Consider the following 24,180-nt stretch of genomic DNA (forward strand, 5'->3'; position numbering starts at 1 on the left):
CAGCCACGGCGAACGTCAAAAGGAACGGGCGATTGGTACTACAGCAAGCGCGCCGGCTTGTACTCCGCGGCGCCGCGATGCTTGCGCGCGAGCGGCTTTACCTCGGCGAGGAAGGCGTCGACTTGATGCGGTGCCGCGCCGACGAAGCGGGCGTTTTCCGACAGGATCGCCTGCAGCGCCTTCCGGCTGAGTCCGATGCGGCGATCGGCGGCGAGCCGGCCGAGCAGGTCGGCGTCACCGCTGCCGGAGCGAAGTGCTTTCGCCGCGGCCAGGGCGTGTTCCTTGATCGCTTCATGCGCGGTCTCGCGACCGGCGCCGCGCTTCACCGCCTCCATGAGGATCGTCGTGGTCGCGAGGAACGGCAGGTTGCGCTCGTTCTCCGCGGCGATCGCGGCGGGAAACACTTCCATCTGGCGCAGCACCGTGAGCAGCGTCTCGAGCGAGCCGTCGATCGCGAAGAACGCGTCCGGCAGCGCCACCCGGCGCACGACCGAGCAGGAGACATCGCCCTCGTTCCACTGGTGGCCGGCGAGCGCGCCGGTCATCGTGACGTAGCCGCTGAGGATCGTGGAAAAACCGCAGATGCGCTCGCAGTTGCGGGCGTTGACCTTGTGCGGCATCGCCGACGACCCGACCTGTCCGTCCTGGAAACCCTCGGTGAGCAAACCGGCACCGGCCATCAGCCGCAGCGTGGTCGCGAAGCTCGCCGCCGCCGCGCCGAGCTGGTGCAGCGCGGTCGTCACCTCGAAGTCCAACCCGCGCGGATACACCTGGCCGACGGCCAGCAGCGACGCGTGAAACCCGAGATGCTTCAGCACCCGCGCCTCGAGCTGATCGACCTTGGCCGAATCGCCGCCGAGCAGCGTCAGCTGATCGAGTTGCGTGCCGACCGCACCCTTGAGTCCGCGCACCGGATAACGGGCCAGCAGTTCCTCGATGCGGGTGAACGCGATCTGCAGCTCCTGGCCGAACATCGCGAGCCGCTTGCCGAGCGTCGTGGGCTGCGCCGGGACGTTGTGCGTGCGGCCCGTAATCATGAGATCGCGGTGCGCTCCGGCCTGCTGCGCGAGGGCGAGCAGCGCGGCGGCGGCCTTGAAGTGCACCAGTTTCAACGAACGGAAAATCTGCAGCTGCTCGACGTTCTCGGTGAGATCGCGACTCGTGAGGCCGAGGTGGATGAACTGGCGCTTCGCGAGATCGGAGAACTCCTCGATGCGGGCCTTGACGTCATGGAGCGTCACGCGCTCGCGTTTCGCGATCGAGACCAGGTCGATCTGCCCCTTGACCTTCTCGTAGTCCTTGATCGCCTCGGCCGGAATCGGCACGCCGAGATCGCGCTGGCCCTTCATGACGGCGATCCAGAAATCGCGTTCGAGCGCGACGCGGCCCTGTTGCGACCAGACGTCCTTCATCGCGACCGACGCGTAGCGCTCGGCAAGAACGTTGGGGATCGGCGCGGCAGCGGAGGAGGACGAGTCGTTCACGGGAAGGGGTCGTGTTATGCGCCGCGGCGGAGCGATGGCGAACGGAAAAACAGTCGACGCCACCCCGCAACCGGCGGCCGTTCCGTCGTCGAAGACACGGAATTTTTAATTCAGAAGCCAGAAAACCAGGAATCATACCAATCGCTCTTTGCTTTTGGACTTTTGCCGTGGCTACGAGCGCCAGCGAGTGGCCGTTCGGCCACTCGCTGGCGCTCGTAGCCACGATCGATCCGGAAGTCCAAAAGCAAGCAGCGATTGGTATCAAAGATGCGCTCCGAGCGATGGCTCCGAACGTTGCTCGCGTGCGCCACCTACTCGGCCTTCCTGGTTTCCTGGCTTTTGAATATTCCCCGTCCCAGGCCAACCGGTGCCTATGGGCGGGCTGGGCTCACCCCGCGCCGTGCCTGCATCGTGCAGCTGTGGACGGGTATTCATTCCGCCGGACAGTTTACAGGAGGCAACAGAGGCAACGGAGAGAGGCCTCGCTCCGTTCCCTCTGTTGCCTCCTGTAAAATTCAGGGGACCGACGCTTCGCTGAAAAGCCGCGTCCCGTCCTTTGGGTGCGATCGAGTGGCGGGTACGGACCCCGCCCACAGGTGCAAGGTCCAGCGCGCGACGTCGGGACGGAAAACGCTCGCAACGACGTTGACCCGGCGTGGCCGGACAGGATTTGTATATTCCGGCCTCCTCAACCACCTTACCTCCCCATGAAATTCTTCCGCCCCTTCCTCGCGTTCTTCGCCGTCTGCTCCGCCCTGTTTGCCGCCGATGCCGCGAAAATGCCGGCGAAAGACGCCGCCAAGCTCGTCGCCGAAGGCAAGGCCGTCCTCGTCGACTGCCGCGAACCGGCCGAGTGGAGCGAGTTCGGCGTGGCCGCGCCCGCGGTGTTGCTGCCGAAGAGCGATTTCGATGGCGACCAGAAGCAGTGGAAGGAGTTTCTCGCGAAGAACAAAGGCAAGCAGGTGATCCTGTATTGCCGTGTCGGGGGACGTTCCGCCGCGATCGCCAAGAGTCTCAACGAACAGGGCGTTGCGGCGACCAACATCGGCGGGATCAAGGACTGGACCGCCGCCGGTTTGCCCACGCGGACGGCCGACGCCCCGGCCGCGGCCAAAGCGAAGAAATAAGCTCGGCGGCGCCCGACCCAGCCGCTTCATTGCGCCGGATGTCCGACGCGCTCGACTCTCCGCTCGTCCCTGCCGCACTCCGCGAGGCGCTCCGGCTGTCGCCGCAGAACGGCCCGCTCCTCCTGCATGTCGCGGAGATCGTGCTCCGCAGCGGCGGTTTCAACGAGGCCGAGGCGCTGTTCAAACGCACGCTCGCCGTCGACCCCGCGAGCCTGCCTGCGAAGCTCGGACTCGCCGCGGCGTTTTTCCAGCAGGGCAAGCACAGCGCGGCCTTGGTGATCGTCGAGGATCTGGTCAAGGGCCCGATGCCGTCACCGCGTTCGCTGTTGTTGCACGCGCGACTCGCGTTGCACGCCGGCGAACCGCGGCTCGCCGCGCAGCAGTACCTGCGGGCGCGTGAAGCCGACGCCGCGCTGGCCGACGCCGAACTCGAGGCGGAGCTCGCCCCGCATCTGCCCAAACGGACGCTGCCGCAGCTTTCAAAACCGACGCCCCCGGTGCCGCCGCCCGCGGCCGATGAGACGCCGAATTTTTTCCCCGGCAGCGGAGCTGATGACGAACCGGCGGACGCTGAAGTCGACGATGCAGGTGAACGGCTGCCGGCGGGCGATCTGCCGGTGGATTCCGACACCAGCGAGCCCGAGCGACCGACGACGACCTTTGCCGATGTCGGCGGCATGGAGCAGGTGAAGGAGGAAGTGCGGATGAAGATCATCCTGCCGCTGCGTCAGCCCGAACTCTTCAAGGCCTACGGGAAAAAGATCGGCGGCGGCATCCTGATGTACGGTCCGCCTGGTTGCGGAAAAACCTTTCTCGCCCGCGCGACGGCCGGCGAGGTCAACGCCAGTTTCCTCGCGGTCGGGATCAGCGACGTCCTCGACATGTGGATCGGGCAGAGCGAAAAAAACCTCCACTCGATCTTCGAGCAGGCGCGTTCGCATCGGCCGTGCGTGTTGTTCTTCGATGAAGTTGATGCCCTCGGCGCGAACCGCACCGACATGCTGAAGAGCGGCGGCCGGCAGATCATCAACCAGTTTCTCTCCGAGCTCGATGGCGTGGCCTCGACCAACGAAGGCGTGCTGATCCTCGCCGCGACGAACGCTCCGTGGCACCTCGATCCCGCATTTCGCCGGCCCGGACGTTTCGATCGCATCCTGTTTGTGCCGCCGCCGGATCAAGGCGCGCGCGCGTCCATCCTGCGCCTGCAGCTCAAGGGCAAGCCGGTGGGCGAGATCGATTTCGACGCGCTGGCGAAGAAGACCGAGGGCTTTTCCGGCGCGGACCTGAAGGCGGTCATCGACGTCGCGGTTGAAGCCAAACTCCGCGAGGCGATGAAGGCCGGCGTGCTGCAACCGCTGACGGGCAAGGATTTCCTCGAGGCGATCAAGCAGCACAAACCGACGGTGCGCGACTGGTTCCAGACCGCGCGCAATCACGCGCTCTACGCCAATCAAAGCGGGCTGTACGACGACATCCTCGCGTACATGAAAATCTCGAAATGAGCGCGGTTCGCCCCCGGGAGCGCAGGCGTCCCGCCTGCTCATTCTCATCTGCGCGCCGGAGACGCGCCCGCCCGACGTCGCCATGAGCATGCACCTGGAACGGGCGCGACTGCTGCTGGCCCAGTCCCGCCCGGAAGACGCGGAGCGCGAGTCGATGCTCGCGTTGTCGCAGCAGCCCGACGATCCGCAGGCGCTCGCATTGCTGGCGCTGAGCCGGCTTGAGCAGGGGAAAAAGGAACCGGCGCTCGAGGCCGCGCGGAATGCCGTCGGCCTCGCCCCCGACGAACCGTTTTATCACAGCGTCCACGCGCATGTGTTGCGCGAGCTCGAGCGCCCGGATGAGGCGTTTCGCGCCGTGCAGGAGGCGTTGCGACTCGACCCGGCCGACGCCAACCAGTTCTCGCTGCTGGCGTCGATTGAGCTCTATCGCCACCGCTGGCCGGCTGCGCTCGAAGCCGCCGAGATGGCACTCGCGCTCAATCCGGAGCACGTCGGCGCGGCGAACCTGCGGGCGATGGCGCTGGTGCGGCTCGGGCGCAAGGCCGAGGCGATGCAGTCGGTCGACTACGCGCTCGATCGCGCGCCCGAGGACGCGTTTTCCCACGCGAACCAGGGGTGGAATCTCCTGCACCGGAACGAACCCGCGCGGGCGCAGGAGCATTTTCGCGAGGCGTTGCGGCTCGATCCGGAACTCGACTACGCGCGCGAGGGCATGCTCGAGGCGTTGAAGGCGCGCAATCCGGTGTACCGCGGCATGCTCGCGTACTTTCTCTGGCTGGGCCGGCAGAGCACGCGGTTTCAATGGGCGTTCATCATCGGCATTTTCTTCGGCAGCCGGCTGGCGCGCTCCTTGTCCGAAAGCCAGCCGGAGCTGAACTGGCTCTGGTGGCCGCTGCTCGGATTGTTCTACCTGTTCGTCTATCTCTCGTGGACGGCGCAGCCGATGTTCAATCTGTTGCTCCGCTTCGATCGGTTCGGCCGGCACGTGCTCTCCGCTGATCAGCGCACGGCCAGCACGTGGTTCGGCGCGGTGTTCGTGGCGGCGGTTGGTTGTGTCGGCTGGTGGCTGATCGGAAAGAACGAAGCGGGATTTCTCGGGGCCGTTATTCTAGCGGTCCTGTCGGTCTGCGTCGCCGCGACCTTCACGCGCCGGGGACGTTCGCGGCTGATCCTCGCCGCGACAACCGCGGCGCTCGGGATCGTCGCCACCGTCGGCGCCGTGCTGATCGTGGCCGACAACAGCCTGGGCCTGAGATTCATCACCATGTTCACGCTCGGGTTCATCGGTTTTCAGCTGCTGGCGAATTCGCTGTCGGGGAAATGACGCCGACCGCGCGGCGGCCTGCGGCGGAGCGAACGGGTTGCCCGCGAATCACGCGGATGGATGCGAATGAGAAGAATGATACCAATCGCTCCTTGCCTTTGGACTTCTGGATCGATCGTGGCTACGAGCGCCGGCTAAAGTCCAAAGGCAAAGGGCGATTGGTATGACACCGAGCGAAATCTGCTTTTGCGCCGGCCGCGCCAAGCTTCACAAGCCAACTGACCGCGGTAAGATTCAAGCGCGTGGGTGAACCTTGTTTCACCTCTGATATTCGGGTCCGTTCGCGTGATTCGCGGGAGGTATTCTCCGCGGTTTTCCCTCAGGTCGCGCCGAGATTCTTCGCGCGAAAAAGCACGACGCAGTCCGAGCCGTCCTGCGTCGGCAGCCATTCCGGATGCAACGCCGCGAACTCGGCTTCGATCGCCGCATGCAGACCGCCGACCTCGATGACCACGAGGCCGTGCGGCTGGAGCCGCGCGCGGGCCTGACGCAGGAGCTTGCGAATGATCGTCAGGCCGTCGCGTCCGCCGTCGTGCGCCATCCGCGGCTCAGCCGCGAACTCCGGCGCCTGCGTGTCCACCAGCGCGCTCGGCTCGTACGGCGGATTGCTGAGAATGACGTCGTACTTGGCCGGCGGCACCGCGTCGAAGACATCGCTCTGAAACAGCCGCACGCGGCCGGTCAGCGCGTGGTCGCGCACATTGATGGCCGCCACCTCGAGTGCGGCGGCGGAGAGATCGCACGCGTCGACCTTTGCTCCCGGAAACTGATGCGCGAGGAGGATCGCGAGACAGCCGGAACCGGTGCACACGTCGACCACGTGACGGACTTTTTTCCCCGCCGGCAGCAGGGCCTCGAGTTGCTCCGGGATGATCTCGAGAAAGTAGCTGCGCGGAATGATCACGCGTTCGTCGACGTAGAACCGGTGCTCGCCGAGCCAGGCCTCGCGCGTGAGATACGCGGCCGGCACGCGGTCCAACAGCCGCCGGCGCAGCCACGTCTCCGCCTTGGTCCGTTCCACCGCGGTCAGCTTCCGTTGCAGGACGCCAGCGTCGCTGTCGAGCGGCAGTTCGAGCGCGCGCAGGAGCAGGTACAGCGCTTCGTCGTGCGCATTCGTGGCCACCTGGCCGAGCGCGACCGGCTCGCGCGCGTAGGCTTTCTCGGCGAACGCCAGCCAGTCGGCGAGCGTCGTGAGGCGGGCGGTGCCCGCCCAGGGATCAGCCGGCCTTGCGGTCATCGGCGGCGACGACGTGCTCGTGATTTTGAATGTGCTCGGGGCAATAGCACTGGTCACCCGCACATTTCGAACAGTAGCGGAAGTCGAGCTGCGGATGCGTCCGGTCGGTCTTGCCGCACACGAAACACACGTGCCGCGGCTTGACCTGTTCGACGGCTTTTTCCGCGCGCCGGACGGCGGTGCGGCGGCCCTGGCGCAGCGTGCGAATCATGTCCGCGCCGAAAAAGACGAAGAAGCTCAGCACCGACGCGCCGATCTGGAGCCGGTCCGCAAGCCCGCCGCGGACAAACGTCACGACGTTCCAAGCCCATGCGATCAAGGCCAGCCACTTGATCTTCACCGGCAGGATGAAGAACAGGACGAGCTCGAAGTCGGGATTGAGGTAGGCGAACGCGAGGAAGACGGAGCCCAGGATGAACAGGTTCGTGACCAGGCTGTACGGCGTGATGAAGGCCAGCGCGACGGTCAGCGCGAAGCTGATGGCGAGGTAAAGGTTGAAGCGGAACGCGCCCCAAAACAGCTCCAGCGCGTTGCCCATCATGTAGAACAGGTACCAGCCGAAGGCCGTGAACACGAAACCCAGCGTCGAATCCGGCAGCGGGATCACGAACATGAACGTGAGCGCCCGCCACCATTCGCCCTGCAGCACCAGCGCCGGGACGAAGAGCAGCTTGCTGACGTCGACCAGTTCCAGCAGGCGGCCGAGCAGCACGAACACCTGACCAATCACGAGATAAAGTGACAGGTTGCTGATGGCCAGGCGGCCGAACGTGCGTTCGAGTTTGTCGAGGAGTGGCATCAACGGGGGCGTCACACAAACGGCCGCACCCGCCTGCGTCGAGCGCAAGCGAACTGAGTTCGGGGGTGGGGCGGAACCACCGCCACCGTCACTTCTTCGCCGACTCCGCCAGCTGCGGCAGCAACCGCTGCTTCTGGCCCTGCAACTTCGGATCGTCGACCGAATCGAGCAGCGCCTTCGCGTGATCGCGCTTGCCCAGCTTCAAGCAGATGTTCGCGGCGTGCAGCCGCATGGTCTGACGCTCAATCGGCGTCGTCGCCTTCTCCTCCAGCGCACTCCACGCCTTCAAGGCCCCGGGCCAGTCCGGTTTCTCGAGATCGTAGAACGACTCGGCGTAGCGATAGGCGAACTCGAACCGGTCGGGCGCGAGCTCGGCCGCGCGCTTGAAGCCCTGGTGCATGGCGTTGTCGAGCGCCTCACGCGTCCACTCGCCGGTTTTCAGGAAGTCCTCGCGCGCCGACACCAGCACCGTGCCGAGCTGATAGTGATAGAGCGGCTCGTTGGGTTCGAGTTTCACCGCCGCGATGAAGTACGGCGCCGCCTGCAGCGGCTTGCCCTCCTCGGCGAGAATGTTGCCCAGCTGGTTCTTCACCAGGGCGATGTCGGGATCGAGCTGGTTCGCCTTCAACAGCATCGCGGTCGCCTCCTTGCGCATGTCGACCTTGCTCAGCATGTACCCGTAGGCCGCGTATCCGGCGGCGAACGTCGGGTTGTTGCGGAGCAGCAGCTCGTAGTCGTGCGTGATCGACTGCACCTGCTGGCGAAACGATCCCTCGTCCATCTTGTCGCCCTGCTTCGCGGCCTCGGCGAATACCTCCTTCTGCTGCTCGACGATCTTCTTCAACGACCGCTCGGCCATGTTCACCGTCTCGGCGGCGCCCACGGAAGAAGACATCGATCCCGTTATGCCAACGACCAGGCAGAGGATTGCCCACGGAACACACGGAAGAAAATCCGGGATCGTTTTCCGTGTATTCCGTGTGTTCCGTGGGCCACCCTGCCCGGGGTTTGAGGTTTCAATCCGTGTCATCCGCGTAATCCGTGGTTAAACATGCCGTGTTTCGAGCCGAGTGCGACATGCTCACTCCGCCAAGGTGCCGGCGTAAACATTCATTCGGGATCCGGCCCCGCCTGCACGGGTCGAGGCGCGCACGAAGCCCACGAGCGTCTGCCCGCTCGCCACGGCAAATTCCACCGCCGCCGTCGTCGGCGCCGAGATCGCCGCCACGCACGGGATGCCCGCGGCCAACGCCTTCTGCATCAGCTCGAAGGACACCCGGCCGCTCACCAACAAAATTCGTTGCGCTAGCGGCAGCTGCTCCGCGAAAAACGCGTGGCCGATGACCTTGTCGAGGGCGTTGTGGCGGCCGACGTCCTCGCGCACCTGCTCGAGCGTTCCATCCCAGGTGAACAGCGCGCTCGCGTGCAACCCGCCCGACGCCGCGAACCCAGCCTGAACGGCGTGCAGTTTCTCCGGCAGCGCCGCGATGACTTCCCGCGCGGGCCCGATCGTTGGGACGAGCGGCGCAAACTGCGCGCGCACGGCGTCGATCGTGGCCTTGCTGCAAATCCCGCAACTCGACGAGGTGAACACGTGCCGCGTGAGGCGGTCGAGGTCGACCGACGCCCCGGGCGCGAGCAAAACATCCACGATGTTCCCACGGCTCGCCTCCGCGGCCGCGTCGCCGTTCGTGCAGCGCACGATGTCCAGCACATCGTCGCGGTGCCGCACGATCCCTTCGGTCACCAGAAACCCCGCCGCCAGCTCGCGATCATGGCCGGGCGTGCGCATGACGACTGCGACGCTCCGGCCACCGACTCGAATCTCGAGCGGTTCCTCCACGGCCAGCAGATCGTCGCACGCCGTGCGGTCCGTGCCCTCGAGGCGCGTGATCGGTTTGGCGCGCAGACTCTGGGCGAGCGACATGGCGTGAGAAAAACGATTCAGGCTGGCACAGCCACGTTTTTTGGTAACGTGTACGCGTGGACACGCCCAAGCCTTCCTCCTCTCCGGCCATTCCCGGTCGCGGGGCCGGCATCAACCCACCCAATCGTTTCGAGCGGCTGCACCTCGAGCCGGATCCGGAGTGGTCGTCCGAGGATCAGCCGCTTCCGCGCACACAGTTTTTCGACGACACCAGCGAATCGCTGCTCACTGAAAACGACAGCCCGGACATCAGCTATCGGTTCGGCTTCAATGCGTATCGGGGGTGTGAGCACGGCTGCGCCTACTGCTACGCCCGCCCGTATCACGAGTACCTCGGCTGGAGCAGCGGCCTCGATTTCGAGACGAAAATCATGGTGAAGCGCCGCGCACCAGAGCTGTTGCACCGGGAACTGACCGCGCGACGCTGGCAGCCGCAACCCATCGCGATGAGCGGCGCGACCGATTGTTATCAACCTGCGGAGCGCCGTTTCAAACTCACGCGCGCCTGCCTGCAGGTCTGCGCCGACCTGCGGCATCCGATCTTCATCATCACGAAAAACGCGCTCGTTACGCGCGACATCGATCTGCTCGCCGCGCTCGCGCGCGAACGCTGCATCTTCGTGCACGTCTCGATCACCACGCTCGACTCCGATCTCGGCGGCAAGCTGGAGCCGCGCGCGTCGCGGCCCGTCGCCCGGCTCCGCGCCCTGCAGGACCTCACCGCCGCCGGCGTGCCGACGGGCGTCATGATCGCGCCCGTCATTCCCGGACTCACCGATCATGAAGTGCCCGCGATCCTCGACGCGGCCGCGGCGGCCGGCGCGAAACGCGCCAGCTACGTGCTGCTGCGGCTGCCGTTTGCGGTGAAGGACATTTTTGTGCAGTGGCTCGATGATCACGCCGCTTCGCGCAAGGACCGCGTGCTTGATCGCCTGCGTGCGCTCCGCGGCGGCAAGTTGTACACCAACGACTGGGGCGCGCGCATGAAGGGCGAGGGCGTCTTCGCCGACCACCTGCGCGCGATGTTCGACGTGAACGCCCGGCGCGCCGGCCTGAACCGCGAGCCGTTCGCCCTCGCCACCGATCGCTTCCGGAGGCCCGGCGGCGAGCAGTTGACGTTCCTCTAGAACCCTGCCTCTTGGCGGGAAAGATGTGCGGCCGCTACGTGCTTAAACGCAAGGACCTCGAGGCGCTGATGACGCAGCTGGGCGTCAAGGATCCGCGCGACTTCGTCAGCCGTTACAACATCTCGCCCGGCACCGCGGTCCCTGCGATTCGCCGCGTGGCCTCGAATCGTGACCGCGAGCTCACGGCGCTCGAATGGGGCCTCGTGCCGCGGTGGTCGAAGGATGCGAAGAGCGGCGCGCGGATGGCGAACGCCCGCGCGGAAGGCATCGCGGCCAAGCCGGCGTTTCGCGACGCCCTGCGCCAGCGGCGCTGCATCGTGCCGGCCAGTGGTTTCTACGAGTGGCAGACAATCGGAAAACTCAAGCAGCCGTGGTTCTTTCAGCGGTGTGACGAAGCCCCACTGGCGCTCGCCGGCATTTGGGAACGCTGGCGCAGCGCCGACGGCGTGGACCTTGAAACCTGTTCGCTGATCACCACGACGCCCAACGACGTCGTCCGTCCGCTCCACGACCGCATGCCGGTGATTTTGAGCGGAGGGGCGATCGACACCTGGCTCGATCCCGACGTTGCAGAGCCGGCGACCTTGGAGCCGCTGCTCGTCCCGCGGCCCGACGGCGAGATGAAGCGGACGTCCGTCTCGCCGCGCGTGAACAGCGTACGGCACGAAGGCCCGGAGTGCATCGCCCCCGCGGAACCGATCACCGAGGAGCCGCCGCCTCCGCAGCTGTCGTTCGATCTGGGATAGTGGTAGCCGATTCGTTGCCGCCACAAACAGGTGGCCCACGGAACACACGGAATACACGGAAGAAAATCCGGGATCGTTTTCCGTGTATTCCGTGTGTTCCGTGGGCACCAGGTTTGAAGCGAGTTTGAAACCTTGTGCGGTGCGGTCGGGTGTGCGATGGATTCGCGGCCGTTTTGAATCTGCTCGATCGTCACATCTTCACCAGCGTCCTGCTGACGTGCGCCGCCGCCGTCGGGCTCTTCGCGTTTGTCGTGGCGCTGCCGAATGTCGTGAAGGATCTCCTCACGCCGCTGCTGGCGGGCCAGTTCGGGATCGGGACGTTCATCCGGCTGGTCGGCCTGATCATTCCCTTTGCCGTCACGTACGCGCTGCCGATGGGCATCCTGACGGGCGTGCTGCTGACGCTCGGCCGGCTGTCGGCGGACAGCGAGATCACCGCGATGCGGGCTTCCGGCATCAGCGTGCTGCAGACGGCGCGTCCGGTGCTGGTCCTCGGCGTGCTGTGCGCGCTGGCCGCGCTCTACGTGAATCTCGAGTCGGCGCCGTGGGCCCGCACGCAGTTCTATCGTGAGCTCGCCGCCGCCGTGCGCGCGAATCCGCTGCGCGTGATCGAGCCGAAGACGTTCATTCGCTCCTTCTCCGGCACGGTGCTTTATGTGGGCGAGAAGGATGGAGCCATCCTGCGCGATATCTGGCTGTGGGAACTCGACGATCAAAGCCGCGTGCGCCGCCTCGTGCGTGCGGAGGCGGGACGGCTCGATTACGAGGAGGCGACGAACAGCCTGATTCCGACCTTCGTGAACGCGAAGACCGAGGAGCGCGACGCGGAGAATCCGGAGGACTTCAGCAAGTCGCCCAACGCGCCGTCTGCGCGCACCACCGCCGGCGTGCGCATCGCGCTCGACAAGTATTTCGGCCGGAGCCTCGAACGTCGCAAGGACGACTGGCTGCCCTACGACGCGCTCCGGGCCAAGCAGGCGCAGCTCGCGGCGGAAGTGCCCGCGCCGGACAAGGTCGGCGAGATGGCCCGCAAGCGCATGGAGCTGTCGCTGATCCTGCACGAAAAATTCAACCTCTCGCTCGCCGTCTTTGCCTTCGCGCTGATTGGCGTGCCGCTCGGGATCAAGGTCTCGCGGCGAGAAACGTCGGCCAACCTCGGCCTCGCGCTGCTGCTGGTGGTGGGTTTCTACCTGCTGACCGTGGCCGTGCGCTGGCTGGATCGCCGGCCGGAATTGCGGCCCGATCTGCTGCTGTGGCTGCCGAACGTCCTGTTCATCGCCCTCGGCGTGTGGCTGTTTTCACGGATCGATCGGAAGTAGGCCTGTCATGGTAGCGGCGGCCTCCGGCCGGCGTCGCTCCTGACTACTTCTGCGCTGCGACGAGCCCGCTGCGGCCATCGATCTCCATCAGCACTTGATCGCGTACGGGGATCGTGGCGCGGTCGGCCAGGAGCTCGCGCGCGAGTGAATCAAGCCGGATGAACTCGACGCCGCGTGCGACGCAGGCCGCGAGCAGCTGGCGAAACAACTGACGCCGGCCCATGCCTTCAATCTCCGCGTGCAGCGTGAAGACGTTCGGCTGATCCTCGCGCAGCAGCGACAGATAGTGCGCGACGATCGCGGTATCCGGATATTCCGGACGGCCCATCAGCTCGTCGAAGGTTGGCAGCGTGCTGGGAATCTCGAGCGTCTTGAACTCGCGGCCGTCGACGCGCGGAAAAAACGGCGCGCCGCCGCGGGTGTCGCTCGCGTACAGCAGACCGGCGCGCTCATACGCCTCGCGACTGCGCCCGTTGCTCTGCCAGCCGGCGGCGCCGGCGGTGCGCGCTTCGAAGCCGAAGATCCGGCGAAACTCCGTGCGGGCCGCGACGAACTCCGCGTTCACGGCCGCGGCCGACATCGTCTGCACGTAGTCCTGCCAGCGGTAGTGGTTGTAGCAATGGATGCCGACCTCGAAGCCGGCGTCGCGCACGGCCCGCATCACCGCCTCGTTGCGCCGGCCGATGTGCGGTGCGGGGAGCAGTGTGCCGTTGAGCAGCGTGCGCACGCCGTAGATCTCGACGACACTCGTCCGGCTCACTTTCTGAAAAAAGCCCGGACGCAGCACGCGGGTGATCGCGCGGCCAGTTTGATCCGGGCCGAGCGAAAACAGAAAACACGCCGGCGCCCGGACTTCCTGGCAGTCGGCGACCAGATTCGGCACGCCCTCGCGGGTGCCGCGATCGGTGTCGACGTCGACTTTCAGCGCGAGACGGATCGGCATGGCGGCGATTAGGGAGAAGGGAGCAGGGTGAAAGGAGAAGGAAACAAATCGATCGATGGAAACATGCAGTTGAACGTCGAAGGGTAGAAAAGTGAAGGGGCCATCACCCGGGTTAACGCGGCTCGAGGCACCCTTCGTCCTTCTCCTTTCTCCCTGCTCCCTTCTCCGCCGAAGGCTACTCGAGCCGGTAATCCTTGTGCGCAAGATGATAGTCGAGCGTGAGCTTGATCGCCCGCTTCAGGTTCACCTTCGGCGTCCAGCCGAGCCGGCGCTTGGCGTTGGCGATCGAGGGCACGCGCTTCTGGATGTCCTGATAGTATTTTCCAAAGTACTTCCCCGACGGCACGACGACGGTCTTCGCCTTGGCGGCGTGTTCGGCGTAGTCGGGATAATCCTTGAACGCCGCGATAATCAGCTTCGCGAGCTCGGCGACGCTGACGTCGTTGCGCGGGTTGCCGATATTGAAGATCTGCCGCGAGGCGCAGCCGTCCTTGTTCTCGATGATGCGGAGCAGCGCATCGATGCCGTCGTCGATGAAGGTGAACGACCGGCTCTGCTTGCCCCCGTCGACGAGCTGCAGCGGCTTCTTGAAAATGACGTTGGAGATGAACTGCGTGAACAGCCGCGAGCTGCCCTCCTTGGGCTCCATCACGTCGTCGAGTTTCGGTCCGATCCAGTTGAACGGACGGAAGAGGGTGTAGTCGACGTTGTCGCGCACGCCATAGGCGTAAATCACGCGATCAAGCAGCTGCTTCGAGCACGCGTAGATCCAGCGCTGCCGCTCGATCGGCCCGTAGACCAGAGACGTCGTCGCTTCGTCGAGCTTGGCGTCGGTGCTCATGCCGTACACTTCCGACGTGGAAGGGAAAATGATCCGCTTCTTGTACTTCGCGCACTGGCGGACGACGGCGAGGTTGGCCTCGAAATCCAGTTCGAACACGCGCAACGGATCCTTCACGTACTGGATCGGATTCGCGATCGCGACGAGCGGGATGATCGCGTCGCATTTCTTCACATGGTACTCGATGTACTCGCGGTTGATGGTGATGTCGCCTTCGACGAACTTGAACCGCGGGTTGCCCAGGCTGTCCTCGAGTTTGTGGGAGCCGATGTCCATCCCGTACACCTCCCAGTCCTTTTCCTCCAGAATTGCGCGCGTGAGCGAGCTGCCGATGAAACCGTTGGCGCCGAGAATGAGAACACGAAGGGGCATGGTCCGATGGGTTAACCATGAAAAAACGGAAATGACACGACGGAATGTGCCGCGGCCGGCGCCGGGTCGAATCCCACGGCGCGCCTGCGCTGCACGTCAGCCGAAGTCGAAAAAAGTCCGTTGCCCGCGAATTACGCGAAGGGACGCGAATGGGCGGAAGAATGAGGGAGCGCTCCCCCTGCTGTTCCTCGAAGCAGTGTGGGTATTGTACCAATCGCTCCTTGCTTTTGGACTTCTGGATCGCTCGTAGCCACGGCTAAAGTCCAAAGGCAAAGAGCGATTGGTATTATATCTGCGATTCGGGTCCCGTTCGCGTGATGCGCGGGAGGTCTTCAGCGGGTCTTACGCTCACAGCACCCGGCCGACGCTCAATCCGCCCGCACCGTCGCCACGCCACTCAGTCCGCGTGAGCTCCAAAGCGCCGTCACCGGTGGCGATGACCAGCGGCGAAACCGACAACACTTCGCCGGGCGCGCCACGACGGCCCGTGCAGGCGCGGACGGCAGGCGAGTCGGTTTCGGCCCACCACACCATCAGCCGCGCGCCGTCGACGTCGGTGAACGCGCCCGGATACGGATCGGTCACGGCGCGAATCAGGTTGAAGATCTGCGCGCTGGACTGCGTCCAGGCGATCCGGCCGTCCTCGGGTTTTCGTCCACCAAAATAATTCGCCTGCGTTTCATCCTGCGGCGTCTCGCGCGCCGTGCCGGCGAGCAGGGCGTCGATTTGCCTCGCGAGCACGTGGCGCGCGCACGGCAGGACTTTGCGGAACGCCTGCTCGGCCGTGTCGCGGGGCCCGATGTTCACGCCCTCCTGATCCACGACGGCCCCGGCGTCGGCGCTTTTCACCATTCGGTGGAGCGTCATGCCGATCCGCGGTTCGCCGTGCAGCACGGCCCAGTTGATCGGCGCGCGGCCGCGGTATTTTGGCAGAAGCGAACCGTGCAGGTTCCACGCGCCGAGACGCGGCAGCGCGAGGATCTTCGTGCCGATCATATGCCGGTAGTACACGGACAGGATCAGATCCGGCTGCATCGCCGCAATGCGTTCGCGCCACTCCGGCGTGTTGACCGATTCCGGCGTGAAGACCGGGATGCCTTTTTCCTGCGCCGCGATGGCCGGCGTCTTGAACCAGATCTTCTCGTGCGGATTGTCCTCGTGCGTGATCAACGCGATCACGTTGTCGCCGCGCTCGAGGAGCAGCGACAGGCACTCGAAGCCGACTTCGCTGTAGCCGAAAAAGAGGATGCGGGGGGGCACGAGGGTGAAGTTGAGGGTTGAGAGCTGAGCGTTGAGAGACCAAGTCGCTGGTTCGATGGAAGTGAGCCTCGATCCGACGGATGGAAGCGTCGGCGGTTTTGCCTCTCAACTCTCAGCTCTCAACCCTCAACTTTTCCACTGCTTCCAGCATCTCCTTCACGTGATAACGCTGCCGTGCGCGCACGACCTGATAGGTCCGGCCGACGTATTCGCCGATGAGGCCGATGCCGACCATCGTGACGCTGATGAGGAAGAACAGGATGCCGAACAGCGTGAACAGCCCGCCTTCCTCCGGCCCGATGATCAGGCGGCGGCCGGCCAGCACGAGCACGAGCACGAAGCTGCCCGCGGAGCAGGCCATCGCGAACATCGTGAAATACTGCAGCGGCGCGAGGGAGAAGCCGGTGATGAGGTCAAAGTTCAGCCGGATGAGGCCGTAGAACGAATAATTGGATACGCCCGCGTGCCGCTCCTCGTGTTTCACGCCGACCTCGGCCGGGTTGCCCGAAAAACTGTAGGCGAGTGCCGGAATGAAGGTATTGATCGCGCCGCTCCGCACGATCGCATCGATGATCGGCCGGCAGTACGCGCGCAGCATGCAGCCCTGATCCGTCATCTCGATGCTCGTGGTCTTCTCGCGCACAAAGTTGATCACGCGCGAGGCAAACGTGCGGAAGAACGAATCCTGGCGGTCGATGCGGAACCCCCCGACGTAGTCGTGGCCGGCATCGATCTTCGCCAGCAGCTTCGGGATTTCCTCCGGTGGGTTCTGCAGGTCCGCGTCGAGCGTGACAATCACCGCGCCGCGCACGCGCTCGAAGGCCGCCATGATCGCCATGTGCTGGCCGTAGTTGGCGTTGAAATCGATCACGCGCGTGACGTCGGGCCGCGCCGCATGCTGCGCGCGCAAGAGCTCGATCGAGCGATCGGCGCTGCCATCGTTGGTGAAGATGATCTCGTAACGGCGCCCGAGGGCGTCGAGTACCGGATAGAGCCGCTGGAAGAGCAGCGGGAGGTTGAGCTCCTCGTTGTAGACGGGAATGACGATCGACAGGTCGACGCCGGCGCCGGTGGCTTCGCTCATGATTTCAGGTGAGTCTGGAGAATCCCGGTGAGAGTTTTGACGACGCGCGCGACGTCGTCGCGCGTCATCGCGGGAAACAACGGCAGCGTGAGGATATTCCGGCACACGCGCTCGGCGAACGGGAAGTCGCCGTCCTTCCAACCGAGACGTCGATACACGCCGAAGAGATGAATCGCCGGATAGTGCACGCCCGTGCCGATGCCCGCAGCCTGCATCTTTGTCATGAGATCGACGCGGCGCAGCGAGAAGCGATCCTCCGGCAGCACGACCTGAAACATGTGCCAGTTGGTCTGCGTGAAATCCGGCGGCGGGAGTTGCAGGCCGAGCGCACGGGCGCCGGGCAGTTCCAGCAGCTCAAAGTACGCGCGCGCCAGATCACGGCGGCGGGCGTTGAAGGCGTCGAGATGCGGCAGCTGGCCGAGGCCGACGCGGGCGGCGACATCGGTGAGGTTGAACTTACCGCCGACGACCTCGACCTCCATGCTGTCCGGTCCGGTGCGGACCACGCCTTGGAGGCGATATTGTTCGGCGAGCTTCGCCTCGCGCTCGTCGTTCAACACCAGTGCGCCGCCCTCGATCGTCGTGATGTTCTTGTTCGGGTGAAAGCTGAACGAAACGAAATCGCCGCAGGCGCCGATCCGGCGTCCCTGCCAGGTGCTGCCGAACGACTGCGCTGCATCCTCAATCACCCGGAGGCCGCGGCGGCGGGCGATTTCGTAAAGCCGGTCGCGGTCCACCGGGAGGCCGGCGAGATCGACTGGCAGGATCGCGCGCGTCGCCGGCGTAATCGCGGCTTCGATCCGTTCGAGATCGAGGTTGCGCGTGATCGGATCGATGTCCACGAACACCGGCCGCGCGCCGACCTCGAGAATGACGTTGCTCGTCGCGACCCACGACAGCGGCGTCGTGATCACCTCGTGCCCCGGCCCGATGCCCGCGATGCGCAACGCGATCTCCATCGTGCACGTGCCGGAGTTGAACACGCGCACCGGCCGGCCGCCGCAGTGCTCGGAGAGTTTCGTCTCCAGTTCCTTCACCTTCGGACCGGACGTAATCCAGCCGGAACGGAGCACGTCAGCGACGCCGGCGATGGTGTCCTCGTCGATGGTCGGGCGCGTAAGCGGCAGGAAGGGCGCGGACATGTCAGGGTTGATTGCTGATCAAGCTGTGAGCCGGCGACTCCGCGATCAAATGATAACGAAACGTCGCGTCCGCGAAGATCGCGCTCGGGTGCTGCTGATCGCGCTTGCGCACGACGAGCCACACGCGGCCCGGTCCCGTCCATTCCCGCCGCAGTTCGGCCTCATCGATGAAGCGCGCGCTGCGTTCCGCGGGCGTGAGGAACTGCACTTCCAGTTCGTCAATGTAACTCACCAATCCGACGGGCCGCTCGCTGTAGTAGACGAAGTCGTGGAAGAACGCCCAGTAGTGGTAAACGCGATCCGCCGGCGCGACGCGCTCCCGCGCGACGAGTGCGAGGTCCTTGGTGCCGGCGCGCTGCAAGGCGGGCGATGCCATGAACAGCACGAGCAGAAATGCCGTGACGGTGCCCAGCACCGCGCCAATGCCCGCGACGATGCCGCGCACCTTCGCCGCCCACGGCGCCGCGACGCCACCGATCAGGAGCGTCGCGGCCACCGCGATGGCAAACGGTCGCAGCGCGGCCAGTTGCGCGGGATCGCGGATGATCCCGGGTTTCAGCACCGCCACCAGCATGGCCACGCCCAGCAGTCCGCAGACGAACGCGAAGATCCCCAATCCGAGCCGCAGCCGGGATGCGTTGCCCTCCGCCCAGCGCCGCGCCAGCCATGCGCCGATCAGGATCGCGAGGGGCGGCAGCACCGGGAGGATGTACGGGATCAGCTTCGATTGCGACTTGGAGAAGAACAGGAAGACGAACAGCGCCCACGTGAGGAAGAACCACGCGTCGGCATTGGCCTTGCGCCGCGCCCACCCGCCGGCGGTCGCCTCGCGCACCGCACCGCCCAGAAATCCCATCCACGGAAACAGTCCGAGCAGGATGATCGGCACAAAAAACCAGAATGGCTCCGCCCGATCATGCGCCGTGGTCGTGAAGCGCGACCAGTGCTCGTGGACGAAATAGAACTGCGCCCACTCCGGGTTGCGTTGCGCGGCCAGCACGTGCCACGGCGCGGCGATCGCGAGAAACAGCGCGACGCCGCTGGGCAGGTACATCGGCAGGAGCCGGTGCCATTGATTGAAGATCAGCAGCCACAGGAACATCACCGCGCCCGGAATCAGAAAGCCGATCAACCCCTTCGCGAGCGTCGCGAGGGCTGCGGACGCATACAGCCCGTAAAACAGCCAGCGCCGCTGTGGTCCGGCGGGTTCGCGCACGGCGAGGATGAAGCAGCCGAGGGTCGTGCTCATCAGGACCGACACCGCCATGTCCAGCAGCAGGATGCGGGAAAGGATCGCGTACAGCAGGCTCGTGCCCAGCACGAGGGCGGCGGCCAGGCCAGCCTCGCGGCCGTGGAGTTTTCGACCGACCGCATACGTCATCAGGACGCCGGCCAGGCCGAACAACGCCGGCGTGAGCCGGGCGGGCAACTCGCCGGGACCGAACGCGAGGCGCGCCGCCGCCACCGTCCAGTAAACCAGCGGGGGTTTTTCAAAGTAGCGCGTGTCGTTGAGCCGCGGCGTCACCCAATCGCCCGCCGCGAGCATCTCCCGCGGAATGTCGGCGTAGCGCGACTCATCGGGATTGGCGAGCGGCAGCCGGCCAAGCAGGAAGAAATTCAACGCGCCGATGAAGAGCGTGAGCACGATCAGATCGTGCACCCACCCGACGGGCGCGGCAGCTGGAGGAGTTTCCCGGGGCATAGTGGACTGCGCCACCATGGGCAGGCCTGCCGGTCGCCGGCAATCCATACGTTGCGGATGGCACTCCCGTATTCCGCCGGGGAGCAGGATGCTCCCGCTACGCCACCGACCACTGGCAGTGGGGTCCCGTCGGCGCGGACGGAAATCCACGCTTTTTTTTCGTGCACCGGTCACCCCTTCACCGCCAGATTGCGCGTTTCATGACGGCGGCGAAAAAATTCATGTTCATCTGCGGCCCGGACGACTTTCTGGTCGGCCGGCTGGGCAAGGAACGTTTCGCCGCCCTGTCCGCCGAGATCACCGACGAATTTGCGCGGGAAACGATCAACGGCTTCGCGGCCAACGTGAGCGAAGTCGAGGGCGCGGTGAACCGCTTCCGCGATGCCGTCCAGACGATGTCGATGTTTGGCGGCAAGCGCGTCATCTGGCTGAAGGACGTGAATTTTCTCGCCGACACCGTGACCGGCCGGGCCGAAAGCACGTTGAAGCTCGTCGAGGATCTGCAGCAGATTCTCGAGGCGGTGAATCCCGACGAAGCGACCGTGTTGATCACGGCGGCGCCGATTGATCGCCGGCGTTCGTTTCCGAAGTGGTGCGAGAAGCACGCGGACTTCACCTTGATTGGTGGCGATGGTGACAATGCCAGCGAGGCGCTCGCAGGCGTGGCGCTGGCCGAGGCGAAAGTGTTCGGGGCGAGCTTCGCACCCGGAGCCGTCGAGTTGCTGCTGGCGAAAGTCGGTGCCAACACCCGGCTGATTGTCGAGGAGACCCGCAAGCTCGCCACCTATGCGGGCGAGGGCGCGATCATCGAGGAGACGCATGTCGAGGAGCTGACGCCCAACGTGGCCGAGGGGGATTTTTTCGCCGCGGCGGAGGCCTTCTTCACCGGCAATCTGCAGGCGACGCTGGTCGCGCTGGAGCGTCACTTCTTCACCGGTGGTGACGCGCGGCCGATCATCAGCGCGCTGCAAAACCGCAACCGGATCCTGCTGCAGGTGCGCGCGCTCGTGGATGCCGGCGCCGCGCGGCTTGGGCAGCGCGGGCTCGACGGGCTACCGCGGGCGGCCGGGATTTACGGCGCGCATTTCACCGGCGCGACCGAGAAAAGTTCGTTCAACCTCTTCACGCAAAATCCGTGGTACGTCGGCAAACTCGCCGGCAGCGCGAAGCTCCCGACGCTTCGCCGGCTGATCGACAACCAGCAGGACTTCCTCGTGGCCTTCGAGGAGATCATCCGGCGGCCGAACGATCAGGAAGAGGTGTTGCGCGAGCTGGCCGTGCGTTGTCTCGCGGCGTAGCGCTGGCGACGGTTCCCGGGTTCAGCAAGGGCTCCCCGTGAGCGCGAGGGTGGGGCGGCGACCCGCGTGAGTGGCGTTGTACGTGTCTCCGCGTATAGCCGGATGGATCGGCAGCTGATATGGTGGGACACGTCTTATACCAATCGATCTTTGCCTTTGGACTTTAGCCGTGGCTACGAGCGCCAGCGAGTGGCCGAACGACCACTCGCTGGCGCTCGTAGCCACGATCGATCCAGAAGTCCAAAAGCAAGGAGCGATTGGTATTAAACCAGCCTGATGCAAACCTCACTGAACCAGTGGATGAGTTGGGAATCCGGAGTCGACCTCGTGGCTTGTACGAAGCCCGGGCTGTCGATGCCGAACGTGATCGTGCATGTCGCGCGGCTCGTGCACACGCCGGTGGGGAGTGCGGCATCGGGCATGGTGTTCTACCAGCCGGACCCGGGCGCGGCGCCGCTCGTGATGGGTTTTGTGTCACACGACGCCACGGTGGCCCGTTATTTTGGCCCGAAGATTTTTGCCGGCACGCCGTTCGAGCATGCGCCGGCGCTCGATGCGCGTATCCAGATTGAAGTGACCGCCACCCACGTGGGTGCGACGGTGACCGCGGGTGGTCACGAGTTGCGCACGCGTTTGGAAAACCTGGGGCCGATCGGTCTGGTGCAGCGGGCTCCGGGTGGCATGACGCCGTTCTGGCAGCAGGGACTCGAGGCCGTCGCGCGTCGCGCGCAGCTGTGGGTGGATGGGAAGGAAGTGACCATCATCGTCCCACCGGTCGGGATTTCCGGCGGACCGGCGGCGGTGCACGCTCCCGCCGGACTCTACGCGCGCTGAGCGCCACGTCATGGCGGAACCGCTCTGGCAGCCTCGCAGTGATCGGGCCGCGCGTCTGTTGGGCGCGGGATTTTTTTGCGGTGGCGTCGCGCTGCTCGGCTACCAGGGGAAAGTCATTCTCGATGCGGTGGCGTCCGCCGCGGAGAACGTCACGTATTTCATGGCGGCGATCGCGCTCGGGGAAATGGCCGTGGTGCTCGGCGCGTACTGGATGGTGCGTGGTCTGGCGGGTTATGCCGCCGTGCGCGCCCTGCAGAGCAACCCGCGCGGCCTGCGCGGGCTCATGATTGCATCCGCGGTCATCGTCGGGGGCACCCTGTTGGGGTTGAAACTCTGGCTGGGCTCGCTGGGCTACGACGCGTGAATCCATTGAACGGTGGGTGGAGGCGCCTGTCCGCCGCGGGAATCGTCCTCGTCCTGATCGCCGGGCAGACGTTCGCGGCGTCGTCGACGCGGTCGAAACCATCTGAGCCCGACTTGGCCGAGCTGGCGCGCGTCGCGCAGGAGAGGATTGTTGAGGCGGTGGCCGCGACCGCTGCGGCGCAGGCTGAAGCCGGCTCCGAGGCTGCGCCGGGGGAGAAACTTGTTTTTGCGCGCTCCCTGGCTCGAGCGATTGGCCAGACTGAGCTCGCCGCGTTGCGGAGCCGGCGTGGGGCGGAGGCAGATTCGCCCGCTGGCCTGCTGGCGAGCGAACGCCAGCTCGTGATCGCCTGCCTGCGCCTTGAGTTCGATTTTGCGCTACGCATAGGCTGCATCGCGCTGGCCGAACGCGAGCTGACGCAGCTCGAACCGTGGATTCAGATCGAGGAGCGCGCGGCGTGGCCGGCCATGGTCGAGGCGGTGGCGGCCATGGACTACCATGACGAACCCGAGGTGCCGGACGGCGAGGACGTGCTGGCCCTCGCCTCGAATCAAGCGCCGACGCCCGCGATTGCGATGGCCGTCGAACAGCTGGCGCGGGCGTTTCCTGATCGACTGCGCGCCCAGTTTCCCCGGCTCATTTTCTACCGCCGGTCCGGTCGCGAAGCCGACCTCGACCGGGCGGAGGCAGAGCTGCTCCGGCTCGCGCCGCGCAACCGTTCGGTGCGCCGGCTCGTGCCGGAGATTCGGGCATTCTTCGCGCCGACCGAACCGCAACGCCGGTGAATGCGCCGTTCCAGATTGTCCGCGGCTTTCACGTCTGCACGCCCGTCCCGGCGGCGGCGCGCAGACACGGGCTGCGTCATCGGTTTGCGCTGGTGCAGTCAACGTCGCGACCGGACGCCACCGAGATGATTGTCGCGACCGCGGCCCTCGGGGTGCTGTTGCGAACGCTGGATGGGTTGCACCGGGCGCCCCGTGTCTTGTTCGCCGATGAGTCCCGGCGTCGGCCGATGGCAGACGTTAGCGACGAGCCGCCGGCGTGCGGCGAGTGGCGTTGCGGTCCGACCCTGAGCGTCCTCCTTCACACTGAGGAATGGAGTGCCGTGGGCGGCCCGGCGCCGTACCATGATTCGCTGACCTATTCGTTCTACAGCGATACCGATCGCAGCGGCGACCTGCTGGCCGCCCTGCAGGCTGCGGGTTTGGGGCCAACGGCGGTGCTCGAGGCGTCGGCTGAGTTCCCGCCGCCGTTGCCCGGCGAGAATTGGGGTCGCATCGCCTTTCATGCGGCACTGGCGGTGATTGGCCTCGGGGCGGTGTCCGTGGTGGGAGCCGCACTCTTCGGCGAGATGACTCGCCTCCATCAAATCATAGACCGCGCCGGCCTGTGGGTCGCGGGACCGCTGATCGCGAGCTTGCTCTATGCGCCCGTTTACGCCTTCCGGTTGTATCGCCGCTCCCATTTGTGACGCCTCGTTTCAAATTCTACGAGGAAGTCCGCGTCGCCTCCCCGCGGCCGGAGAACGCCGAGTTCGCCGGCGCGATCGGCGTGGTATCCGGCCTGGGGGCGGAGCCCGGCGAACCCGTGAGCGTCGGGGTGTTTCTTGCTTCGATCGAACGTGTCGTGTGTTTCGCCGAGGAGGAGCTTGCGTCGACGGGCCGGCAGTTTCGGCGCGAGGATTTCTACGACGACAGCAAGTCCGTGCGGGTGCGCGTCGATGAGCAGGGGCGCGGGTGGGTGGTGTGATT

Annotated in this window: 23 protein-coding genes; 12 read left to right on the forward strand and 11 right to left on the reverse strand. The window is 65.5% G+C overall.

Features of this window, described 5'->3' with window-relative positions; genetic code table 11:
* Nucleotides 1–38: 38 nt before the first annotated feature.
* On the reverse strand, nt 39–1,484 hold the full coding sequence (gene purB / locus ACLJEU_RS00730; RefSeq protein ID WP_414662593.1) for an adenylosuccinate lyase: 1,446 nt from the start codon (nt 1,482–1,484) through the stop codon (nt 39–41).
* A 707-nt stretch (nt 1,485–2,191) separates the two neighbouring features.
* Between purB and ACLJEU_RS00735 the strand changes: the two genes are divergently transcribed.
* The 3 genes from ACLJEU_RS00735 to ACLJEU_RS00745 all read left to right on the forward strand — a co-directional run bounded on the left by ACLJEU_RS00735 (nt 2,192) and on the right by ACLJEU_RS00745 (nt 5,437).
* The gene (locus ACLJEU_RS00735; protein ID WP_414662594.1) at nt 2,192–2,611 is read left to right on the forward strand and encodes a rhodanese-like domain-containing protein; all 420 of its coding nucleotides are present in this window, start codon (nt 2,192–2,194) and stop codon (nt 2,609–2,611) included.
* A gap of 38 nt (nt 2,612–2,649) precedes the next feature.
* Nucleotides 2,650–4,113 carry an AAA family ATPase gene (locus ACLJEU_RS00740; RefSeq protein ID WP_414662595.1) on the forward strand — a complete coding sequence of 488 codons (1,464 nt, stop codon included), beginning with the start codon at nt 2,650–2,652 and terminating at the stop codon, nt 4,111–4,113.
* An 82-nt stretch (nt 4,114–4,195) separates the two neighbouring features.
* Nucleotides 4,196–5,437, forward strand: coding sequence for a tetratricopeptide repeat protein (locus tag ACLJEU_RS00745; RefSeq protein WP_414662596.1), 1,242 nt, complete (start codon nt 4,196–4,198; stop codon nt 5,435–5,437).
* Nucleotides 5,438–5,756: 319 nt separating this feature from the next.
* Here the strand turns inward: ACLJEU_RS00745 and prmB are convergent, their stop codons facing one another.
* From prmB to fdhD, 4 genes are all read right to left on the reverse strand, one after another.
* Nucleotides 5,757–6,674, reverse strand: a complete 918-nt coding sequence (prmB, locus tag ACLJEU_RS00750; protein ID WP_414662597.1) for a 50S ribosomal protein L3 N(5)-glutamine methyltransferase — start codon at nt 6,672–6,674, stop codon at nt 5,757–5,759.
* A complete protein-coding gene (locus ACLJEU_RS00755) occupies nt 6,655–7,473 on the reverse strand; it encodes a hypothetical protein (protein WP_414662598.1) in 819 nt (272 codons plus the stop codon). Before ACLJEU_RS00755 ends, prmB begins: the two co-directional genes overlap by 20 nt.
* A gap of 88 nt (nt 7,474–7,561) precedes the next feature.
* Entirely contained in the window at nt 7,562–8,368 is an 807-nt protein-coding gene (locus tag ACLJEU_RS00760; RefSeq protein WP_414662599.1) for a tetratricopeptide repeat protein, read from the reverse strand.
* 186 nt (nt 8,369–8,554) lie between these two features.
* On the reverse strand, nt 8,555–9,400 hold the full coding sequence (gene fdhD, locus ACLJEU_RS00765; RefSeq protein ID WP_414662600.1) for a formate dehydrogenase accessory sulfurtransferase FdhD: 846 nt from the start codon (nt 9,398–9,400) through the stop codon (nt 8,555–8,557).
* A 56-nt stretch (nt 9,401–9,456) separates the two neighbouring features.
* Between fdhD and ACLJEU_RS00770 the strand changes: the two genes are divergently transcribed.
* From ACLJEU_RS00770 to ACLJEU_RS00780, 3 genes are all read left to right on the forward strand, one after another.
* Nucleotides 9,457–10,527 (forward strand): PA0069 family radical SAM protein, encoded by a 1,071-nt coding sequence (locus ACLJEU_RS00770; RefSeq protein ID WP_414662601.1) that lies wholly within the window; start codon nt 9,457–9,459, stop codon nt 10,525–10,527.
* Nucleotides 10,528–10,550: 23 nt separating this feature from the next.
* Nucleotides 10,551–11,273, forward strand: a complete 723-nt coding sequence (locus ACLJEU_RS00775; RefSeq protein ID WP_414662633.1) for an SOS response-associated peptidase — start codon at nt 10,551–10,553, stop codon at nt 11,271–11,273.
* Nucleotides 11,274–11,446: 173 nt separating this feature from the next.
* Nucleotides 11,447–12,592 (forward strand): LptF/LptG family permease, encoded by a 1,146-nt coding sequence (locus tag ACLJEU_RS00780; protein WP_414662602.1) that lies wholly within the window; start codon nt 11,447–11,449, stop codon nt 12,590–12,592.
* 43 nt (nt 12,593–12,635) lie between these two features.
* Here ACLJEU_RS00780 and ACLJEU_RS00785 read toward each other — a convergent pair whose 3' ends face one another.
* From ACLJEU_RS00785 to ACLJEU_RS00810, 6 genes are all read right to left on the reverse strand, one after another.
* Nucleotides 12,636–13,535, reverse strand: coding sequence for a polysaccharide deacetylase family protein (locus ACLJEU_RS00785; RefSeq protein ID WP_414662603.1), 900 nt, complete (start codon nt 13,533–13,535; stop codon nt 12,636–12,638).
* Between the two features lie 175 nt (nt 13,536–13,710).
* The gene (locus ACLJEU_RS00790; RefSeq protein ID WP_414662604.1) at nt 13,711–14,748 is read right to left on the reverse strand and encodes a bifunctional UDP-4-keto-pentose/UDP-xylose synthase; all 1,038 of its coding nucleotides are present in this window, start codon (nt 14,746–14,748) and stop codon (nt 13,711–13,713) included.
* 348 nt (nt 14,749–15,096) lie between these two features.
* On the reverse strand, nt 15,097–16,008 hold the full coding sequence (locus ACLJEU_RS00795; RefSeq protein WP_414662605.1) for a formyltransferase: 912 nt from the start codon (nt 16,006–16,008) through the stop codon (nt 15,097–15,099).
* Between the two features lie 112 nt (nt 16,009–16,120).
* The gene (locus ACLJEU_RS00800) at nt 16,121–17,092 is read right to left on the reverse strand and encodes a glycosyltransferase (protein WP_414662606.1); all 972 of its coding nucleotides are present in this window, start codon (nt 17,090–17,092) and stop codon (nt 16,121–16,123) included.
* The gene (locus tag ACLJEU_RS00805) at nt 17,089–18,234 is read right to left on the reverse strand and encodes a DegT/DnrJ/EryC1/StrS family aminotransferase (RefSeq protein WP_414662607.1); all 1,146 of its coding nucleotides are present in this window, start codon (nt 18,232–18,234) and stop codon (nt 17,089–17,091) included. The genes ACLJEU_RS00800 and ACLJEU_RS00805 overlap by 4 nt, the downstream gene beginning before the upstream one ends.
* A 1-nt stretch (nt 18,235) precedes the next feature.
* Nucleotides 18,236–19,936 carry a glycosyltransferase family 39 protein gene (locus ACLJEU_RS00810; protein ID WP_414662608.1) on the reverse strand — a complete coding sequence of 567 codons (1,701 nt, stop codon included), beginning with the start codon at nt 19,934–19,936 and terminating at the stop codon, nt 18,236–18,238.
* Between the two features lie 161 nt (nt 19,937–20,097).
* Between ACLJEU_RS00810 and holA the strand changes: the two genes are divergently transcribed.
* The 6 genes from holA to ACLJEU_RS00840 all read left to right on the forward strand — a co-directional run bounded on the left by holA (nt 20,098) and on the right by ACLJEU_RS00840 (nt 24,178).
* Nucleotides 20,098–21,234, forward strand: a complete 1,137-nt coding sequence (gene holA, locus ACLJEU_RS00815; protein ID WP_414662609.1) for a DNA polymerase III subunit delta — start codon at nt 20,098–20,100, stop codon at nt 21,232–21,234.
* A gap of 276 nt (nt 21,235–21,510) precedes the next feature.
* Nucleotides 21,511–22,068, forward strand: coding sequence for a hypothetical protein (locus tag ACLJEU_RS00820; RefSeq protein ID WP_414662611.1), 558 nt, complete (start codon nt 21,511–21,513; stop codon nt 22,066–22,068).
* 10 nt (nt 22,069–22,078) lie between these two features.
* The gene (locus ACLJEU_RS00825) at nt 22,079–22,432 is read left to right on the forward strand and encodes a hypothetical protein (RefSeq protein WP_414662612.1); all 354 of its coding nucleotides are present in this window, start codon (nt 22,079–22,081) and stop codon (nt 22,430–22,432) included.
* Entirely contained in the window at nt 22,429–23,214 is a 786-nt protein-coding gene (locus ACLJEU_RS00830) for a hypothetical protein (protein WP_414662613.1), read from the forward strand. The genes ACLJEU_RS00825 and ACLJEU_RS00830 overlap by 4 nt, the downstream gene beginning before the upstream one ends.
* A gap of 125 nt (nt 23,215–23,339) precedes the next feature.
* Nucleotides 23,340–23,900: a hypothetical protein gene (locus ACLJEU_RS00835; RefSeq protein ID WP_414662614.1), complete on the forward strand. Its 561-nt coding sequence runs from the start codon at nt 23,340–23,342 to the stop codon at nt 23,898–23,900.
* Nucleotides 23,897–24,178 (forward strand): hypothetical protein, encoded by a 282-nt coding sequence (locus tag ACLJEU_RS00840; RefSeq protein WP_414662615.1) that lies wholly within the window; start codon nt 23,897–23,899, stop codon nt 24,176–24,178. Before ACLJEU_RS00835 ends, ACLJEU_RS00840 begins: the two co-directional genes overlap by 4 nt.
* The last annotated feature ends 2 nt before the right edge of the window (nt 24,179–24,180 follow it).

The organism is Terrisphaera buseokensis, assembly GCF_047521145.2.
Classification (GTDB): domain Bacteria; phylum Verrucomicrobiota; class Verrucomicrobiia; order Opitutales; family Opitutaceae; genus ER46.

Excerpts from the sequence above, each read along its gene's own strand:
- ACLJEU_RS00735 (WP_414662594.1), top strand. The coding sequence starts at position 2,192 with ATGAAATTCTTCCGCCCCTTCCTCGCGTTCTTCGCCGTCTGCTCCGCC.
- ACLJEU_RS00740 (WP_414662595.1), top strand. The coding sequence starts at position 2,650 with ATGTCCGACGCGCTCGACTCTCCGCTCGTCCCTGCCGCACTCCGCGAG.
- ACLJEU_RS00745 (WP_414662596.1), top strand. The coding sequence starts at position 4,196 with ATGAGCATGCACCTGGAACGGGCGCGACTGCTGCTGGCCCAGTCCCGC.
- prmB (WP_414662597.1), bottom strand. The coding sequence starts at position 6,674 with ATGACCGCAAGGCCGGCTGATCCCTGGGCGGGCACCGCCCGCCTCACG.
- ACLJEU_RS00755 (WP_414662598.1), bottom strand. The coding sequence starts at position 7,473 with ATGCCACTCCTCGACAAACTCGAACGCACGTTCGGCCGCCTGGCCATC.
- ACLJEU_RS00760 (WP_414662599.1), bottom strand. The coding sequence starts at position 8,368 with ATGTCTTCTTCCGTGGGCGCCGCCGAGACGGTGAACATGGCCGAGCGG.
- fdhD (WP_414662600.1), bottom strand. The coding sequence starts at position 9,400 with ATGTCGCTCGCCCAGAGTCTGCGCGCCAAACCGATCACGCGCCTCGAG.
- ACLJEU_RS00775 (WP_414662633.1), top strand. The coding sequence starts at position 10,551 with ATGTGCGGCCGCTACGTGCTTAAACGCAAGGACCTCGAGGCGCTGATG.
- ACLJEU_RS00785 (WP_414662603.1), bottom strand. The coding sequence starts at position 13,535 with ATGCCGATCCGTCTCGCGCTGAAAGTCGACGTCGACACCGATCGCGGC.
- ACLJEU_RS00790 (WP_414662604.1), bottom strand. The coding sequence starts at position 14,748 with ATGCCCCTTCGTGTTCTCATTCTCGGCGCCAACGGTTTCATCGGCAGC.
- ACLJEU_RS00800 (WP_414662606.1), bottom strand. The coding sequence starts at position 17,092 with ATGAGCGAAGCCACCGGCGCCGGCGTCGACCTGTCGATCGTCATTCCC.
- ACLJEU_RS00805 (WP_414662607.1), bottom strand. The coding sequence starts at position 18,234 with ATGTCCGCGCCCTTCCTGCCGCTTACGCGCCCGACCATCGACGAGGAC.
- ACLJEU_RS00810 (WP_414662608.1), bottom strand. The coding sequence starts at position 19,936 with ATGCCCCGGGAAACTCCTCCAGCTGCCGCGCCCGTCGGGTGGGTGCAC.
- ACLJEU_RS00820 (WP_414662611.1), top strand. The coding sequence starts at position 21,511 with ATGCAAACCTCACTGAACCAGTGGATGAGTTGGGAATCCGGAGTCGAC.
- ACLJEU_RS00825 (WP_414662612.1), top strand. The coding sequence starts at position 22,079 with ATGGCGGAACCGCTCTGGCAGCCTCGCAGTGATCGGGCCGCGCGTCTG.
- ACLJEU_RS00835 (WP_414662614.1), top strand. The coding sequence starts at position 23,340 with ATGATTGTCGCGACCGCGGCCCTCGGGGTGCTGTTGCGAACGCTGGAT.